The sequence below is a fragment of the Mycobacterium adipatum genome, assembly GCF_001644575.1.
Lineage (GTDB): Bacteria > Actinomycetota > Actinomycetes > Mycobacteriales > Mycobacteriaceae > Mycobacterium > Mycobacterium adipatum.
In genome coordinates, this window is the sequence record NZ_CP015596.1 from 5,239,747 (window position 1) to 5,254,922 (window position 15,176).

The 15,176-nt window shown below is 67.9% G+C and carries 17 protein-coding genes; 8 read left to right on the forward strand and 9 right to left on the reverse strand.

Annotated features, from left to right (window positions below; genetic code table 11):
- The first annotated feature begins 17 nt into the window (after nucleotides 1-17).
- Nucleotides 18-1,013, forward strand: coding sequence for a dTDP-glucose 4,6-dehydratase (rfbB, locus tag A7U43_RS24920; protein WP_068000290.1), 996 nt, complete (start codon nucleotides 18-20; stop codon nucleotides 1,011-1,013).
- Nucleotides 1,010-1,612, forward strand: coding sequence for a dTDP-4-dehydrorhamnose 3,5-epimerase family protein (locus tag A7U43_RS24925; RefSeq protein ID WP_068000291.1), 603 nt, complete (start codon nucleotides 1,010-1,012; stop codon nucleotides 1,610-1,612). The genes rfbB and A7U43_RS24925 overlap by 4 nt, the downstream gene beginning before the upstream one ends.
- A 3-nt stretch (nucleotides 1,613-1,615) precedes the next feature.
- Here A7U43_RS24925 and A7U43_RS24930 read toward each other — a convergent pair whose 3' ends face one another.
- Genes A7U43_RS24930 through A7U43_RS24940 form a run of 3 tightly spaced genes read right to left on the reverse strand, consistent with a single transcriptional unit; the run spans nucleotide 1,616 to nucleotide 3,953 of the window.
- Complete coding sequence (locus tag A7U43_RS24930) at nucleotides 1,616-2,362, reverse strand: fluoroquinolone transporter permease (protein ID WP_068000293.1); 747 nt, start codon at nucleotides 2,360-2,362, stop codon at nucleotides 1,616-1,618.
- Nucleotides 2,359-3,072, reverse strand: coding sequence for a fluoroquinolone export ABC transporter permease subunit (locus tag A7U43_RS24935; protein ID WP_068000296.1), 714 nt, complete (start codon nucleotides 3,070-3,072; stop codon nucleotides 2,359-2,361). The genes A7U43_RS24930 and A7U43_RS24935 overlap by 4 nt, the downstream gene beginning before the upstream one ends.
- Nucleotides 3,069-3,953: an ABC transporter ATP-binding protein gene (locus A7U43_RS24940; RefSeq protein ID WP_068000298.1), complete on the reverse strand. Its 885-nt coding sequence runs from the start codon at nucleotides 3,951-3,953 to the stop codon at nucleotides 3,069-3,071. The genes A7U43_RS24935 and A7U43_RS24940 overlap by 4 nt, the downstream gene beginning before the upstream one ends.
- Before the next feature lie 197 nt (nucleotides 3,954-4,150).
- Between A7U43_RS24940 and A7U43_RS24945 the strand changes: the two genes are divergently transcribed.
- A complete protein-coding gene (locus A7U43_RS24945; RefSeq protein ID WP_068003731.1) occupies nucleotides 4,151-4,567 on the forward strand; it encodes a GbsR/MarR family transcriptional regulator in 417 nt (138 codons plus the stop codon).
- Nucleotides 4,568-4,582: 15 nt separating this feature from the next.
- Here A7U43_RS24945 and A7U43_RS24950 read toward each other — a convergent pair whose 3' ends face one another.
- Together A7U43_RS24950 and A7U43_RS24955 are read right to left on the reverse strand one after the other, a co-directional pair.
- Complete coding sequence (locus A7U43_RS24950; protein WP_068000300.1) at nucleotides 4,583-5,206, reverse strand: TetR/AcrR family transcriptional regulator; 624 nt, start codon at nucleotides 5,204-5,206, stop codon at nucleotides 4,583-4,585.
- Nucleotides 5,203-6,720: an FAD-dependent oxidoreductase gene (locus A7U43_RS24955; RefSeq protein ID WP_068000306.1), complete on the reverse strand. Its 1,518-nt coding sequence runs from the start codon at nucleotides 6,718-6,720 to the stop codon at nucleotides 5,203-5,205. Before A7U43_RS24955 ends, A7U43_RS24950 begins: the two co-directional genes overlap by 4 nt.
- A gap of 133 nt (nucleotides 6,721-6,853) precedes the next feature.
- Here A7U43_RS24955 and A7U43_RS24960 point away from each other — a divergent pair, with 133 nt between their 5' ends.
- From A7U43_RS24960 to mmsB, 3 genes are read left to right on the forward strand one after another with little or no spacing between them, the layout of a single operon-like run.
- Nucleotides 6,854-8,374: a CoA-acylating methylmalonate-semialdehyde dehydrogenase gene (locus A7U43_RS24960; RefSeq protein WP_068000309.1), complete on the forward strand. Its 1,521-nt coding sequence runs from the start codon at nucleotides 6,854-6,856 to the stop codon at nucleotides 8,372-8,374.
- A gap of 6 nt (nucleotides 8,375-8,380) precedes the next feature.
- A complete protein-coding gene (locus A7U43_RS24965) occupies nucleotides 8,381-9,535 on the forward strand; it encodes an acyl-CoA dehydrogenase family protein (protein ID WP_068000313.1) in 1,155 nt (384 codons plus the stop codon).
- A 19-nt stretch (nucleotides 9,536-9,554) separates the two neighbouring features.
- Complete coding sequence (mmsB, locus tag A7U43_RS24970) at nucleotides 9,555-10,433, forward strand: 3-hydroxyisobutyrate dehydrogenase (RefSeq protein ID WP_082902306.1); 879 nt, start codon at nucleotides 9,555-9,557, stop codon at nucleotides 10,431-10,433.
- A 19-nt stretch (nucleotides 10,434-10,452) separates the two neighbouring features.
- Here the strand turns inward: mmsB and A7U43_RS24975 are convergent, their stop codons facing one another.
- The gene (locus tag A7U43_RS24975) at nucleotides 10,453-11,265 is read right to left on the reverse strand and encodes an HAD family hydrolase (RefSeq protein ID WP_068000316.1); all 813 of its coding nucleotides are present in this window, start codon (nucleotides 11,263-11,265) and stop codon (nucleotides 10,453-10,455) included.
- 115 nt (nucleotides 11,266-11,380) lie between these two features.
- Between A7U43_RS24975 and A7U43_RS24980 the strand changes: the two genes are divergently transcribed.
- On the forward strand, nucleotides 11,381-12,043 hold the full coding sequence (locus A7U43_RS24980; protein WP_068000319.1) for a response regulator: 663 nt from the start codon (nucleotides 11,381-11,383) through the stop codon (nucleotides 12,041-12,043).
- Nucleotides 12,040-13,251 carry a GAF domain-containing sensor histidine kinase gene (locus tag A7U43_RS24985; RefSeq protein WP_068000322.1) on the forward strand — a complete coding sequence of 404 codons (1,212 nt, stop codon included), beginning with the start codon at nucleotides 12,040-12,042 and terminating at the stop codon, nucleotides 13,249-13,251. The genes A7U43_RS24980 and A7U43_RS24985 overlap by 4 nt, the downstream gene beginning before the upstream one ends.
- A 21-nt stretch (nucleotides 13,252-13,272) precedes the next feature.
- Here the strand turns inward: A7U43_RS24985 and A7U43_RS24990 are convergent, their stop codons facing one another.
- The 3 genes from A7U43_RS24990 to A7U43_RS25000 are packed head-to-tail and all read right to left on the reverse strand — an operon-like array spanning nucleotide 13,273 to nucleotide 15,084.
- The gene (locus A7U43_RS24990; protein WP_068000326.1) at nucleotides 13,273-13,776 is read right to left on the reverse strand and encodes a MarR family transcriptional regulator; all 504 of its coding nucleotides are present in this window, start codon (nucleotides 13,774-13,776) and stop codon (nucleotides 13,273-13,275) included.
- Between the two features lie 58 nt (nucleotides 13,777-13,834).
- Entirely contained in the window at nucleotides 13,835-14,551 is a 717-nt protein-coding gene (locus tag A7U43_RS24995) for a zf-HC2 domain-containing protein (protein WP_068000328.1), read from the reverse strand.
- Nucleotides 14,548-15,084, reverse strand: coding sequence for a sigma-70 family RNA polymerase sigma factor (locus A7U43_RS25000; protein WP_068000330.1), 537 nt, complete (start codon nucleotides 15,082-15,084; stop codon nucleotides 14,548-14,550). Before A7U43_RS25000 ends, A7U43_RS24995 begins: the two co-directional genes overlap by 4 nt.
- Between the last annotated feature and the right edge of the window lie 92 nt (nucleotides 15,085-15,176).

Consider the following 15,176-nt stretch of genomic DNA (forward strand, 5'->3'; position numbering starts at 1 on the left):
CCCGATAGGGTTCACCCATGCGCTTGCTGGTCACCGGTGGCGCCGGGTTCATCGGCGCGAACTTCGTGCATCTGACGCTGCGTGAATTCCCGGACACCGAGGTGACGGTGCTCGATGCGCTCACCTACGCCGGGAGCCGCGAATCGCTGTCCGAAGTGGCCGACCGGATCCGGCTCGTCGAGGGTGATATCACCGACGGCGCACTCGTCGACGAGCTGATCGCCGGCACGGACGCGGTCGTGCACTTCGCCGCCGAGACCCACGTCGACAACGGCCTCGCCGACCCGGCACCGTTCGTGCACACCAATGTGGTCGGCACCTTCACGGTGCTGGAGGCGGTGCGCCGGCACGGGGTGCGGTTGCATCACGTGTCGACCGACGAGGTGTACGGCGACCTCGAACTCGGTGACCCGGCACGGTTCACCGAGTCCACGCCGTACAACCCGTCGAGCCCGTACTCGTCGACGAAGGCATCGGCCGATCTGCTGGTGCGTGCCTGGGTGCGCTCCTACGGCGTGCGCGCCACGATCTCGAACTGCTCCAACAATTACGGGCCGTACCAACACGTGGAGAAGTTCATCCCGCGCCAGATCACCAACCTGCTGACCGGGCGACGGGCCAAGCTGTACGGCAGCGGGGCCAACGTGCGGGACTGGATCCACGTCGACGATCACAACGCGGCGGTCTGGCGGATCCTGCGCGACGGTGCGATCGGAGCCACCTACCTGATCGGTGCCGACGGTGAACGCGACAACCTGTCGGTGCTGCGCACGCTGCTCACCCTGCTCGACCGCGACCCCGACGATTTCGACCATGTCCCCGACCGCGCCGGCCATGATCTGCGCTATGCGATCGACGCGTCGAGGCTGCGCGACGAACTGGGCTGGAGACCGCAGCACACCGATTTCGAGGCGGGCCTGCGGGCCACCGTGGACTGGTACCGATCCAATGAATCATGGTGGGGCCCTCTGAAAGCCGACGTCGAGGCGCGCTACGCGGAGCGCGGTCGGTGAGCGCCAGGGAGCTGGCGGTCCCCGGCGCCTGGGAGATCACGCCGAGGGTGCACGCCGATGCGCGGGGGGTGTTCTTCGAGTGGTTCACCGACCCGGGGTTCACCGCGATGACCGGACACCACTTCGACATGGCCCAGGCCAACTGCTCGGTGTCGGCGGCCGGGGTGCTGCGCGGCGTGCACTTCTCGGAATTGCCGCCAAGTCAGGCCAAATACGTGACGTGTCCGCGCGGGGCGGTGTACGACGTGGTGCTCGACATCCGGGTGGGTTCCCCCACGTTCGGGCGTTGGGATGCGGTGCGCCTCGACGATCGCAACCACAAGTCGGTCTACCTGTCCGAGGGGCTGGGCCATGCCTTCCTTGCCCTGGAAGACGATTCGACGGTGATGTACCTGTGCTCGGCCGGTTACGCGCCGCAGCGCGAGCACACCATCCGGGCCACCACCCTGGGCATCGACTGGCCCACCGAGCATCCGCTGATCCTGTCCGAGCGGGACACCGCCGCACCCACGCTGGACGAGGTGGCCGCCGCCGGGTTGTTGCCGACGTGGGCGGACACCCGTGCGTTCGTCGAGCGGTTGCGCACCCGACTGCGGTGACCGTCACGTGTGCTTGGCCATGAAACGGCGCAACAGCGGCACGGCGACCGCCACGTTGTAGATCCCGCCGACAAGCAGATAGGGCCACCACGTGCCGTGCGCGCAGGCGACCCAGAACGCCTTGGCCGCCCAGTACGGCGGCAGCACACCGAAGGCGAGGTTCCACGCCGAGTCGATGAACCACGGCAGGCACGGTAACCCGGCGATCAGCATGCCCAACGCCCGCACCATCGCAATGCCCTGAATCTTGTTGCCCGCGAACGAAACGATCAGCAGCAGCGTCACCACCGCCGACAGTCCGGCGACGAGCCCGATCGGCAGCAACACCGGGATCACACCGGGTTCGGCGAGGCCGCTCAGCGAAATAGTCGCCACGACATAGACCACCGTCACCAGCAGGACCGTCGCCGCGCGGTACAGCAGGAACGTCCACAACCGCACCGGTGTCACCCGCAGTGCGGTCAGGGTGCCGGCGTCCACTTCGTCGAGCACCAGGAAGGCCGCCAGTCCCCCGGCGATGATGATGCTGGTGAGCAGCAGAAAAGCGGTGAGCACCAACGGGTAGTAGGGCACCAGGTCGAAGGCGTACCGCTCGGCCAGCATCTCGGTGGCCATCGGGGTCAGCACCGCGACGGCGGTGGTCCAGATCACCGGCGCAACCACCAGCATCACCAGCAGCGGGTCCCGGTAGGTACCGCGAATGTCGTTGCGGGCGAATGCGGCAAGAGCACGAGCGGAAGACGCCGTCACGGCGCACCCGACTTCGAGGTGACGTAGCGGTCGAAGAGCACCCGGGCGGCCTTGCCCAACACCGCCAGACACAGCACGGGATAGGCGACCGCATAGACCCACTGCCACCCGGCCGGATCCACCTGGTCAAACGCAACCCCGGACAACAGCATCGGCCCTTGGACCGGAAACAGGTACAGCACGGGGTGGGGCCACAGACCCGAGTAGTGGATCACCGGCGGCACCAGCATGATCGACAGCGGGATGGTGGCGGCCAGAAACCAGTCGGTGACCGACGCGAACGGCAGCGAGGTGATGAAGCCGACAAGGAGCATCAGCAACGTGCCGAGCACCACCGCGAGTACCAACGGGACCGGCCGGTAGTCCAACCCGTGCGCGACCGTCACGACTATCACGGCCACCAACAGCGAGATAGCGGTCAAGACAGCAAGTTTCGCCGTCAGATACTCCCAGAACCGCAGCGGCGTCGACAGCAGCGCCCCCAGTGTGCGTTCCTGCTTGTCGAAGAAGACCGACCCGCCGATGAAGAAGAACCCGATGATGGCGATATCGCCGGCCAGCACATAGGGCTCGGCGACCGGACGCACGTGGTGTGGCATCGGCAGCAGCACCGCCAGCCAGATGAGCCCGGAGAAGACGGCGGCGTGCAGAAACTTCTGCCGCCATTGCAGCAACAGTTCCAGTCGGGTCGCCGACACCAGTCGGTTCATGACAGCCGCCGACCGGTCACCTCGACGAACACGTCGTCCAGGCTGGCTTCCCGACTGTGGATGGTCTCGATGTGGCAGTCCCGCAATACGGCGTGGAACTTCGGGTCGTCGGCCAAACCGTCCAACTCGAAGTCGGCTGTTTCGCGCATTCCGCCCGACCGGTACTGCACCCGGACCCGGCGCTGGCTGCGTGCGATCTTGAGCTCCGCCGGCGCGTCGAGCGCCGCGATCCTGCCGTCGACGACGAACGCCACCCGGTCGCAGAGCTCGTCGGCCGTCGCCATGTCGTGGGTGGTGAGAAAGACCGTCCGTCCGCGCAGCTTCAGGTCCACGATGATGTCCTTGACCTTGCGCGCGTTGACCGGGTCCAGGCCGGAGGTCGGCTCGTCGAGGAACAGCAGCTCGGGCTCGTTGATCAGTGCTCGGGCGAAGGTCAGCCGCATCTGCATTCCCTTGGAGTACGCGCCGACCCGGATCTGTGCGGCATCGGCGAGATCGACCGAATCGAGCAGTTCCATCGGGTCGGCGGTGGGACCGTCGTACAAGGACGCGAAGAACCGGAGGTTCTCCAGTCCGGTGAGCTTGTGATAGTGGTTGGGCAGCTCGAAGGACACGCCGACGCGTTGGTAGTAGTCCGGCCCCCACTCCAGAGGGTCCTTGCCCCACACGGTGGCCTGGCCGCCGTGGTCCCGGAGCAGCCCGATGAGCAGCTTCTGGGTGGTCGATTTTCCGGCGCCGCTCGGGCCGAGCAACCCGAAGATCTCACCTCTGCCGACGGTGAAGTCCATCCCGCGGATCGCCGGTCGGGCCGCCTTGGGGTAGCTGAACGTCAGGTCGTGGACGCGTATGACGTCCGGGGGGTGCCCTGTTTCGGTTCGCATCGGTGCGCAGTCGTCCCTCGGTCGGGTGCACCGCCGGTGTCCGGCGGTGCACAGCTGAATACCAATTCCGACCAGACTTCCCGGAGCACCGGCGACAACAGTACTAAACTTTCAGTAATAATTGAAGCCTATTGGTTGCGAGGAGAATTCCGGTGCCGGCAGCGCCCGATCCACAGCTTTCCGCCGAACAGCTCGCCATGGTGTTGGCCGGCCTCGGGCTGCAACGCATGACCGCGCGGGTGCTCGCCACATTGCTGTTCACCGAACAGCCCAGCATGACCATGTCCGAGCTCGGCGACGTCCTGCACGCGAGCGCGGGATCCATCTCCGGGGCACTCAAGATGCTCACGTCGGTGGGCCTGGCCGAACGGGTGCCCGCGCCGGCCAGTCGGCGCGATCATTTCCGGCTCCGCGACGATGCCTGGGCCACCTTGTTCACCAGTCAGAATGCGACTCTCGCCGCGATGCAGTCCGCCGCCGAGGCCGGTATCGCCGCCACCGGCGAGGACAGCCCGGCGCATCGGCGCCTCGGCCAGATGCGCGACTTCTACGCCTTCCTCACAGACGAGATCCCGGCGCTGCTGGATCGGTGGTATCAGCAGCGCGACACCTAGCCGACACCGCGGCGCTTACTCCTCTCGCTCCGCCGGGGCCGGCAGCAGACCCACTTGGCGGTACACCTGCCGCAGGTACCGGCGCATCTCGTCGGTGTCGGGTGGATTCGGCTGCAGCACGCGGTAGGTGATCGCGCCGACGATCATGTCGATGGCGACGTCGAGGTCCGCATCAGGGTCGACGGTCCCTGCCGCGCGGGCCCGCTCGAGCAGGCGGGTGGCCATGTGCCGACGCGGCACGATGTAGCGCTCCCAATAGCGGGCCATCAACTCCGGGTGGCTGACCGCCGACCCGAAAATCCGGGCGACCAAGGCCCGGTACTGGTGGGTGGACGTGGCGACGGCCGCGCTCTCGATGGCCGCTTCGACCACCGCGTACGGTGACTGCACCTCGACGACATCCGGTGCCGCCCGTCCGACGTCCTCGGCCACCAGGGTCTCGATCGCGGCGGCGAGCAGGTCTTCCTTGCCCGACCAGCGCCGATAGATCGTCGGTTTGCCCACTCCCGCTCGCTTGGCGATCTGCTCGATGCTCACACCCTCGACCCCCTTGTCGATGAACAGCGCCAGAGCGGCCTGCAGGATCGCGCGGTCGGCAGCGGCATCACGCGGTCGCCCCCGGCCGGTGCGTTCGTTCATCGTGACTTTCCGGTCGCCAAAGACGTTGCGAGCCAACGATCCAGTTCGGTCACGGCGGTGTGCGCGCCGCGCCAGGCCAGGTGCGCATCGGGGCGGATCAGCATCATCTCGTCGCCCTGGTAGGTCAGCAGGCCGACATAGCCGCCGAGCCGGCGCTGCACGACAGCGACATTCTCACCGGGCGATACGTGGGCGGGCAGCAGTAGTGCCCATCGCCCGCCGAGCTCGCCGTGCAGCCGCGTGTGGGTGCCGTCCGGGCGCGTGCAGGCCAGATCCGCGATCCGGTCTCCCCGACGTGGCTTGGACCCGCGCGCACCGAGCGGACCCTTGCGATAGCTCACCCACAACTGGGACGCGGTGTAGGTCATCCAGCGCTGCACGACGGGCAGACCGAATACCCGCGGGGCGACCCGGTCGCGCAGGAACCGTCCGATCGGATTGCTCGCGATGTTGACTCGCGTCACCGTGCTGGTACCGCGTAAGACCTGCGCGGCCAACGGTCTCCGTTCGGCCTCGTAGGTGTCGATCAGGGCGTCGGACGCCAGCCGGCGCACGACCAGTGCCAGCTTGAACGCCAGATTCTCGGCGTCGCCGATACCGGTGAGCATCCCTTGCCCGCCGAACGGGGAGTGCGCGTGCGCGGCGTCGCCGGCGATCAGGATCCGGCCCCACCGGTAGCGCTCGGCGAGCCGGCGGTGCACGGTGAACACGCTCAGCCATTGCGGATCGCGGACCCGGACGTCGCGACCGGTCCGCGCGGGCAGAATCGTCGCGATCCGCTCCAGGATGTCGCGGTCACCGGGCACCTCCTGCTGCCCGGGGTCATAGGCGAAGACCCGCCACAGGTCATCGGCCCCGGACGGGTCGGGCATCGGCATCACACCGATCAGACCGTCGGGATGTATCCAGCCCGACGTGCCCCCTCGGTCGACATCCCAGTCCAAGCGCACATCCGCCAGCAGGAATCGCTCGCTGAGTTTGACCCCGGGAAAGTCGATGGCCGCCGAACGCCGCGTCACACTGGACGTGCCGTCACATCCCACCACCCATTGCGCCCGGATCGTCTTGCCATCATCGAGCTCGGCCAGTGCGCCGTGCTCCTCGTGGCGCACGCCGATCACGACTGTTGCCCATTGCGGAGTCACGCCGAGCTCGGCCAGCCTGCACCGCAGCGCCGCCTCGACCCTCGCCTGGGACACCACCATCGGAGGCGCGGCGGTACCCATCCCTGGATCACCGAATTCAACTGTCATCAAGGGTTTTCCACCGAGATAGCTGGTGATTCGCATGGCCCGCAAAGACTCCTGTGGCAGGGCCCCGAGCGCACCGATACGGCCGAGCACCTCCGATCCGCGGGCGTGCAGGAAGTTCGCCCGCGACGTCGTCGCCGGACCGTCGGCGCGATCGACGATCCGCACCGACAGGCCGTGCAGACGCAGTGCGCACGCCAGCGTGAGGCCCGTCGGGCCGGCACCCACGACCACCACGTCGACGTCGGTCGGAGTCGAGTTCACCCGCAATATCGTAACGGTACCGTTTCGTAATGAAAAGACCTCTTGCCAACGCGGCGGCGCAATTACTAGGATATGCAAGTATCTCGGCCCTGCGCCGAGCCTCGAACTCTGCTCACCCTTTCGGACGGATGCCATGACCACACAGATCCCGCACTTCATCGACGGCGAGCGCAGCACCCTCGCCTCCACCCGCACCGCCGATGTGCTCAACCCCAGCACCGGCCAGGTCCAGGCCCAGGTGCTGCTGGCCTCGAAGTCCGACGTCGACGCCGCGGTCGCCTCCGCCGTCGCGGCCCAGAAGGTGTGGGCCGCCTACAACCCGCAGCGGCGGGCCCGCGTCTTCATGCGCTTCGTCGACCTGGTCAACCAGAACGCCGATGAGCTGGCCCAGCTACTGTCCATCGAACACGGCAAGACCGTCGCCGACTCGCTCGGGGACATCCAGCGCGGTATCGAGGTCATCGAGTTCGCGATCGGCATCCCGCACCTGCTCAAGGGCGAGTTCACCGAGGGCGCGGGCACCGGTATCGATGTGTACTCGATCCGTCAGCCGCTCGGCGTCGTCGCCGGCATCACCCCGTTCAACTTCCCCGCGATGATCCCGCTGTGGAAGGCCGGACCGGCACTGGCATGCGGAAATGCGTTCATCCTCAAGCCTTCCGAGCGCGACCCCTCGGTGCCGCTGCGCCTGGCCGAGCTGTTCATCGAGGCCGGCCTGCCCCCGGGTGTCTTCCAGGTGGTCCAGGGCGACAAGGAGGCCGTCGACGCCATCCTGACCCATCCCGACATCCAGGCCGTCGGGTTCGTCGGGTCCTCCGATATCGCGCAGTACATCTACTCCACCGCGGCCGCGCACGGGAAGCGCAGCCAGTGCTTCGGTGGCGCCAAGAACCACATGATCATCATGCCCGACGCCGACCTGGACCAGGCCGTCGATGCGCTGATCGGCGCCGGCTACGGCAGCGCCGGCGAGCGGTGCATGGCGATCAGCGTCGCCGTCCCCGTCGGCGAAGAGACGGCAAACCGACTGCGCAACAAGCTCGTTGAGCGCGTGAAGCAGCTGCGCGTCGGCCACAGCCTGGACCCCAAGGCCGACTACGGGCCGCTGGTCACCGGCGCAGCGCTGGAGCGGGTCCGCGACTACATCGGCCAGGGTGTGGAGGCCGGCGCTGAATTGGTGGTCGACGGCCGGGAACGCGCCACCGACGAACTGACCTTCGATGACCAGAGCTTGGAGAAGGGCTACTTCATCGGGCCGACCCTCTTCGATCACGTCACTCCCGAGATGTCCATCTACACCGACGAGATCTTCGGTCCGGTGCTGTGCATCGTGCGTGCCGAGGATTACGAAGCGGCGCTGGAGCTGCCCACCAAGCACGAGTACGGCAACGGCGTGGCGATCTTCACCCGTGACGGTGACGCGGCCCGCGACTTCGTGTCCCGGGTGCAGGTCGGCATGGTCGGGGTGAACGTACCGATCCCGGTTCCGGTGGCGTATCACACCTTCGGCGGCTGGAAGCGGTCCGGCTTCGGCGATCTCAACCAGCACGGGCCCGCGTCGATCCAGTTCTACACCAAGGTCAAGACCGTCACCGAGCGGTGGCCCTCGGGCATCAAGGATGGCGCCGAATTCGTCATCCCCACCATGAAGTAGGCGCCGATGTTCGAGCTGGATGACGACGAGCGCGTCATCACCGAAACCGCAGCCGCCTTCGCCGAGAAACGCATCGCGCCGTTCGCACTGGTTTGGGATGAGTCCCACCACTTCCCGACCGATGTGTTGCGGGCGGCCGCCGAGCTGGGGATGGCCGGCATCTACTGCGCCGAGGATGCCGGCGGGAGCGGGCTCCGGCGACTGGACGCGGTGCGCATCTTCGAAGCGCTCGCCACCGCCGACCCCACGATCGCGGCGTTCCTGTCCATCCACAACATGTGTGCGTGGATGGTGGACAGCTTCGGCACCGACGAACAACGCAAGACCCTGGTGCCCCGGCTCGCGTCGATGGAGTCCATCGCCAGCTACTGCCTGACCGAGCCCGGAGCGGGATCCGATGCCGCGGCGTTGCGCACCAAGGCCGTTCGGGACGGCGACCATTACGTGCTGGACGGGGTGAAACAGTTCATCTCGGGCGCGGGCGTCTCGGACGTCTATGTGGTGATGGCCCGCACCGGCGCCGACGGACCACGCGGCATCTCGGCTTTCGTCGTCGAAAAAGACACGCCTGGGGTGAGTTTCGGCACCGACGAACAGAAGATGGGCTGGAACGCCCAGCCCACCGCCCAGGTCGTGTTCGAGGGCGCCCGGGTGCCCGCCGATGCCCTGCTGGGTGGCACCGAGGGCACCGGGTTCGGTATCGCGATGAACGGCCTCAACGGTGGGCGCATCAACATCGCGGCATGCTCACTGGGTGGTGCGCAGGCGGCCTACGACAAGACGGTGGCGTATCTGGCCGACCGGCAGGCCTTCGGCGGCGCCCTGCTCGACGAGCCGACCATCCGGTTCGCGCTCGCCGATATGGCGACCGGACTGGAAACATCGCGAAACATGTTGTGGCGGGCGGCCTCCGCGCTGGACAGTAACCACCCGGACAAGGTGACGCTGTGCGCGATGGCCAAGCGCTATGTCACCGACACCTGCTATCAGGTCGCCGACCAGGCGCTGCAGCTGCACGGCGGCTACGGCTACCTCAAGGAGTACGGGCTGGAGAAGATCGTCCGCGATCTCCGGGTGCATCGCATCCTCGAGGGCACCAACGAAATCATGCGCGTGGTCATCGGCCGGGCGGAAGCCGCCCGCGCCAGGGCCGCCGGCTAACGAGAGGCAGGGCACAAAGATGAGCACCGTCGCTTTTCTGGGACTGGGAAACATGGGTGGTCCGATGGCCGCCAACCTACTGGCGGCCGGCCATGCCGTGCAGGGCTTCGACCCCGTCGCCGCGGCGAAGGACGCCGCCAAGGCCCACGGCGCCAGCGTTTTCGACAGCGGCGCCGAGGCCGTGGCCGGGGCCGATGTGGTGATCACCATGTTGCCCAACGGCGCGCTGGTGAAGAGCTGCTATGCGGAGATCCTGCCCAAGGCCGCCGAAGGTGCGCTGTTCATCGACAGTTCCACCATCTCGGTCGATGACGCCCGCGAGTTGCACACGCTGGCCGCCGAGCATGGCTTCGCCCAGCTCGACGCGCCGGTGTCCGGCGGTGTCAAGGGCGCGGTGGCCGGCACGCTGGCGTTCATGGTCGGCGGCGACGCCGAGGCCGTCGAGCGCGGCCGCCCCGTGCTGGAAGCGATGGCGGGCAAGATCATTCACTGCGGCGCCTCGGGCGCGGGACAGGCCGCCAAGGTGTGCAACAACATGGTGCTGGCGGTGCAGCAGATCGCCGTCGGCGAGGCCTTCGTACTCGCCGAGAAGCTCGGGCTCGACAAACAGTCGCTGTTCGACGTGATCACCGGCGCCACCGGCAACTGCTGGTCGGTGCACACGAACTGCCCGGTGCCCGGGCCCGTTCCCACGTCACCGGCCAACCATGATTTCAAGCCGGGTTTCGCGACCGCGCTGATGAACAAGGACCTCGGTTTGGCGATGGACGCCGTCGGGTCGACGGGTTCGGCAGCACCGCTGGGCAGCCATGCGGCCGAGATCTACGCCGAATTCGCCAAGGGTCACGCCGACAAGGACTTCAGCGCGGTCATCGAGTACCTGCGCAACGGCTGCTAGGCCGCCGCGCCATTCGGCGCTACGCGGCGGACGGGTTGTGCTGGTCCCACCAGCGTGCGTGTAACCGGCGACAGTTCGCCAGTCGCAATGCGTCCCCGGTGCCGCCGTACCCGGCCCGCACCGCGGCGGCCGTCTGGGCGCCGCGCTGGCCCGCGTCGGCGGCGATGAGCACCGTGGCCAGACCGGCGGCGTTGGCGGCACGCAGCCCCGCGGGCGAACCGGCGACCGCCAGCGCGTCGTGCGGCGCGACTCCGAGTTCGGCGAGAGCATGCCCGAACAGCCGGGGCGCACTGTCGGAACCGACGTCGTCGGCGGTCACCACGGATTCCACCAGACCGTCACCCACGAGCTGGCGCACCAGCGGCTCGGCCCAGCTGCGCCGCCCGGTGGTGACGACGCTGACCGGGATGTGCGCGATGAACGCATCCATCACCAGGTCGACCAGGCCTGGGCGCGGGGCGAGACCGGCGTCGAGGATCATCTCCTCGAACATCATCTCCTTGGCGGCGCAGATCTCGTCGACGAGCAGGCTGACCAGCACATCGCATTCCGTGCCGACACAGCGTTTGCGCAGTTCGGCGGCGACGCGCTGACGTTCGTCGGGTAGCGCCATCAGCTGCTGGTAACGCCCGACGCTCCACTGCAGGTCGAGCCCCAGGGACGCGAACGCGGCGTTGTAGACCACGCGATGCCCGTCGAGGTCCAGATCCGACAGCGCATCCAGGTCGAACACCACCGCGCGCAGCGGGTAACCTGCCGGGCCGTCGGGCTCGTCGCCGTACCACCAGAACTGACCGGCCACGGGCCATGCTTTTTCCTCGTGCAGGGGCATGGCATCACAGTGGCTCACATCACACCCCGGCCGCTTCCCCCAAAAGGGGGATTGGCCATGCCAGGTTGGCCCGCGAATGGGGTGGGCCGCCCGTCCGCCCCTCTACAGTGATGCCATGGCGCCCTCCAGCCCGCTGCGCCTTGTGCTGGTCGACGACCATGAAATGGTCATCGAGGGCCTCAAGGCCATGCTGATGACCTTCGATGACCGCGTGCGGGTCGTCGGGCAGGCCATCGGCGCCGAACAGGCCATCGACGTAGTGCAGGATCTACAGCCCGACATCGTGCTGTGCGATGTTCGGATGCAGGGTTCCAGCGGGCTGGATCTCTGTCTGGCCCTGCGCGAACACGACCCGAACCGCAAGGTCGTGATGCTGTCGGTCTACGACGACGAGCAGTACCTCTTCCAGGCGCTGCGGGTCGGGGCGTCGGGCTATCTGCTCAAGAGCATCAGCAGCGACGAACTGGTGCGCCAACTGGAGTTCGTGCACCGCGGTCAGACCGCGATCGATCCGGGAATGGCCGCACGCGCCGCCGATACCGCCGCGCGCTTGCAGCGCGACGAATTCTGGCCGGGGGTCCGGCAGGGGCTCACCCAGCGCGAGAGCGAGATCCTGTCCTACGTCGTCAACGGGCTGTCCAACCGCGGGATCGCCACCAAGCTGGTGATCGGCGACGAGACCGTCAAAACCCACCTGAGCTCCATCTACCGCAAGCTCGGCGTCAGCGACCGCACCGGTGCGGTGGCCACCGCGCTGCGGGAGGGGATCTACCGATGACCCCCGCCGAGAAGCCCCCGACCCGCCATAACGTCCTGACCGCCGATCGCGAGCTCGCGCTGCTACGCGAGCTGATCCAGGCGACCTCCAGCGGGCCGGGCGTGGAACCGCTGGCCGCGGCCGCCACCCGGATGATCACCGATGCCACCGCCACCGACGTGTGCTTCGTGCACGTTCTCGACGACACCGAACGCTCGCTGACGCTCACCGGAGCGACCCCACCGTTCGACAGCGAGGTCGGCAAGATCCGGCTGCCGCTGGGCAGCGGGATCTCCGGCTGGGTGGCCAGTAACCGGCAGCCGGTGGTGATCAGCCACGACAAGGAGTCCGACCCCCGCTACCTGCCGTTCGAGTCGCTGCGCGGCTCGGATTTCACCTCGATGGTGTCGGTGCCGATGGAGACCGACCCGGGCGGGCTGGTCGGGGTGCTCAACGTGCACACCGTGCACCGGCGCGAATTCACCGGCCGTGACGTCGAGCTGCTGCTGGTGATCGGGCGGTTGATCGCCGGTGCGCTGCACCAGGCGCGGCTGCACCGCCAGCTGGTGGCCCGTGAACGGGCGCACGAGAATTTCGTCGAGCAGGTCATCGAGGCGCAGGAGCTCGAACGGCGCCGGCTGGCCGGCGATATCCATGACGGCATCTCCCAGCGCCTCGTCACCCTGTCCTACTGGTTGGACGCGGCGACCCGGGCGGTCGCCGACGACCCGCCCGCCGCCGGGGACCAGCTCGCCAAGGCCCGCGAGCTGGTGGATCTGACACTGCAGGAGGCGCGCGCCGCGATCAGTGGGCTTCGCCCGCCCGTGCTCGACGATCTCGGCCTGGCGGGCGGCCTTGCCAGCCTGGCCCGTTCGATACCCGCACCCGCCATCGAGGTCGACCTCGCCCAGGACCGGCTACCCGATCACATCGAGCTGGCGCTGTACCGGATCGCCCAGGAGTGCCTGCAGAACGTGGTCAAACACGCCCAGGCCACGCACGCACGACTGACCTACGGTGTGCGAGACGCGACTGCGCGGCTGGAAATCACCGACGACGGTGTGGGATTCGATACCTTCGAGCACCCGCTGGGCGGCGACGAGATGGGCGGCTACGGGTTGCTGTCGATGGCCGAGCGGGCCGAGATCGTCGGCGGCAGGCTGCACATCCGGTCCCGGCCGGACACCGGAACCACGGTCACCGCCACCATCCCGCTGCCGTCGAACTAGCCGCTCCGACGGCGCGGCCGGTCAGAAATCACCGGCATGGTGGCGCAGGGTCTCGATCGAGGCCGCCAGCGATTTCGACTCTTCGGCGGAGATGCCGATATCGGCGAAGACGTCCCTGTTGAGTGTCTCGGTCGCGTCCTCGACGGTGGAGCGCCCCAGTTCGGTGAGCCGCACCAGGGTGGTGCGGCCGTCGGTGGGGTGCGGCACCCGCTCGACCAAACCGTCGCTCTCCAACCGCCGGATGGCATGCGTGACGCTGGTGACGTGCACCTGAAGTCGGTCCGAGGCCTTCGTGATGGGCAGTTCGCCGTTGCGGCTGAACGCCAGCAGGCGCAACAGCTCGAACCGGGAGAAACTCAGGTCATAGGGCCGCAGCGCGGTTTCCACCCGGGCCAGCAGGATCTGGTGCGCCCGCATCACCGAGGTCACGGCCACCATGCCGTCGGCGACCGCACCCCAGCCGGCGCGCTCCCAGTTCGCGCGCGCCAGGGTGATGGGGTCGCGTTTGCCGGCAGGTGTGGGCATGACCTTTCTTACCGCACCGGCTGTCCGTTTCGGTCATCGCAGCGCCGATGGCGCACCCTCACAGCTGCTTCTCCAGCAGCACCTTCCCGTCGTCGGCGGAAACCAGTTGCACGGCCGCGATTTCATTCGGCGCCATCGCGACGTTGCCGCTCGGTAGCGCGGTGGCACCGGACAGGCCCAGCCAGGTGGCCACCTGAGTGCGGGAGCCGTCGCGCCCGATGACCACCATGCCGAGATTCTGTGCGGCGGCGTCGCGTTGGCCCCAGTCTCCGTAGCTGCAGGCCATGTCGATGCGGGTGCCCCAGCTGTAACCGGACATCGCGATGCTGGCGTTGATCGGCGTCTCGTTGACCTTGCGCATCTCCGTCATGGCGACGGCCGGCGGCGAACCCTGTTGCAGACCCAGGGTTTCCGGACGCATGGCCACGACGAGTCCACACACCAGCAGCGCGGCGGCCACCCCGATCGCGGTGGTCGTCACCCACCGGGACCGGCGGCGCCGGGCGCGCACCGTGTCGAGGACCCGCCCACGCAGTTCGGGGCGCAGCGGTGGGTCCGACGGTGCATTGTCGAGCGCTTCCACCTCGCCGAGGTCGACCATCGCCAGCAACGCCGGCATCCCGGTCAACTCGGCGACGCCACCGCGGCAGCGCGCGCAGGTCTGCAGGTGTGCCTCGAATTCCCGTCGCTCCGCCGGTGACAACGCGCCCAGCACATAGCCGGCGTCCCAGGTGATGAAGGGGTCGCCCGTGGTCGACGGTTCGGTATCGGTCATCGGGTCACCCCCATTTCCTGCAGGTTGAGTTTCAGCGCCCGCATCGCGTAGTGCAGCCGCGACTTCACGGTGCCTTCGGCGATGCCGAGGTCGGCGGCGATCTGTGCGGTGCTCCAGCCCTGGTAGTAGGCCCGTCGGATCACCGCGCGGTGGTCCTCGGAGAGTTCGCTCAGCGCGGTGCTGATGAGAAGTCGGTCCAACGCGGTATCCACTTCGTCGGGGCCGGCAGCGGCGGTGCCTGCGGTGGCAGCGTCGGCGACCTTCTCCAGATCGGGGGTTCCCGCCTCCTTGCGGAACCGTGCACTCCGCCGCTCGTCGATCACCAGGTTACGCGCCACGGTGTACAGCCAGGCGCGAGCCGGGCGATCGGGATCCGCGCTCACCTCGGGATGGCGCCAGGCCCGCAACAGCGTCTCCTGCACCACATCTTCGGCGCGGGCGGCATCGCCGGTGAGCCGCAGGGCGTAGCGCCACAGCGCCTCTGCGTGCTCGTCGTACAGCATCCGCATCATCGCGGCCTCCGGATCGTCCACTCCCAACCTCCGTCTCTGACACGACGTGGGTGGCCGCCGAGTTCAACCTATCGCCGGTACCTGGGAGATTGCTCACAGTCGACACCGCTTGA

What these genes read in the sequence shown, in the direction of transcription:
- mmsB (WP_082902306.1), top strand. Translation starts at nt 9,555, where the DNA reads ATGAGCACCGTCGCTTTTCTGGGACTGGGAAACATGGGTGGTCCGATG.
- A7U43_RS24950 (WP_068000300.1), bottom strand. Translation starts at nt 5,206, where the DNA reads ATGAACGAACGCACCGGCCGGGGGCGACCGCGTGATGCCGCTGCCGAC.
- A7U43_RS24935 (WP_068000296.1), bottom strand. Translation starts at nt 3,072, where the DNA reads ATGAACCGACTGGTGTCGGCGACCCGACTGGAACTGTTGCTGCAATGG.
- A7U43_RS24985 (WP_068000322.1), top strand. Translation starts at nt 12,040, where the DNA reads ATGACCCCCGCCGAGAAGCCCCCGACCCGCCATAACGTCCTGACCGCC.
- rfbB (WP_068000290.1), top strand. Translation starts at nt 18, where the DNA reads ATGCGCTTGCTGGTCACCGGTGGCGCCGGGTTCATCGGCGCGAACTTC.
- A7U43_RS24960 (WP_068000309.1), top strand. Translation starts at nt 6,854, where the DNA reads ATGACCACACAGATCCCGCACTTCATCGACGGCGAGCGCAGCACCCTC.
- A7U43_RS24975 (WP_068000316.1), bottom strand. Translation starts at nt 11,265, where the DNA reads ATGCCCCTGCACGAGGAAAAAGCATGGCCCGTGGCCGGTCAGTTCTGG.
- A7U43_RS24980 (WP_068000319.1), top strand. Translation starts at nt 11,381, where the DNA reads ATGGCGCCCTCCAGCCCGCTGCGCCTTGTGCTGGTCGACGACCATGAA.
- A7U43_RS24995 (WP_068000328.1), bottom strand. Translation starts at nt 14,551, where the DNA reads ATGACCGATACCGAACCGTCGACCACGGGCGACCCCTTCATCACCTGG.
- A7U43_RS24945 (WP_068003731.1), top strand. Translation starts at nt 4,151, where the DNA reads ATGGTGTTGGCCGGCCTCGGGCTGCAACGCATGACCGCGCGGGTGCTC.
- A7U43_RS24940 (WP_068000298.1), bottom strand. Translation starts at nt 3,953, where the DNA reads ATGCGAACCGAAACAGGGCACCCCCCGGACGTCATACGCGTCCACGAC.
- A7U43_RS24990 (WP_068000326.1), bottom strand. Translation starts at nt 13,776, where the DNA reads ATGCCCACACCTGCCGGCAAACGCGACCCCATCACCCTGGCGCGCGCG.
- A7U43_RS24965 (WP_068000313.1), top strand. Translation starts at nt 8,381, where the DNA reads ATGTTCGAGCTGGATGACGACGAGCGCGTCATCACCGAAACCGCAGCC.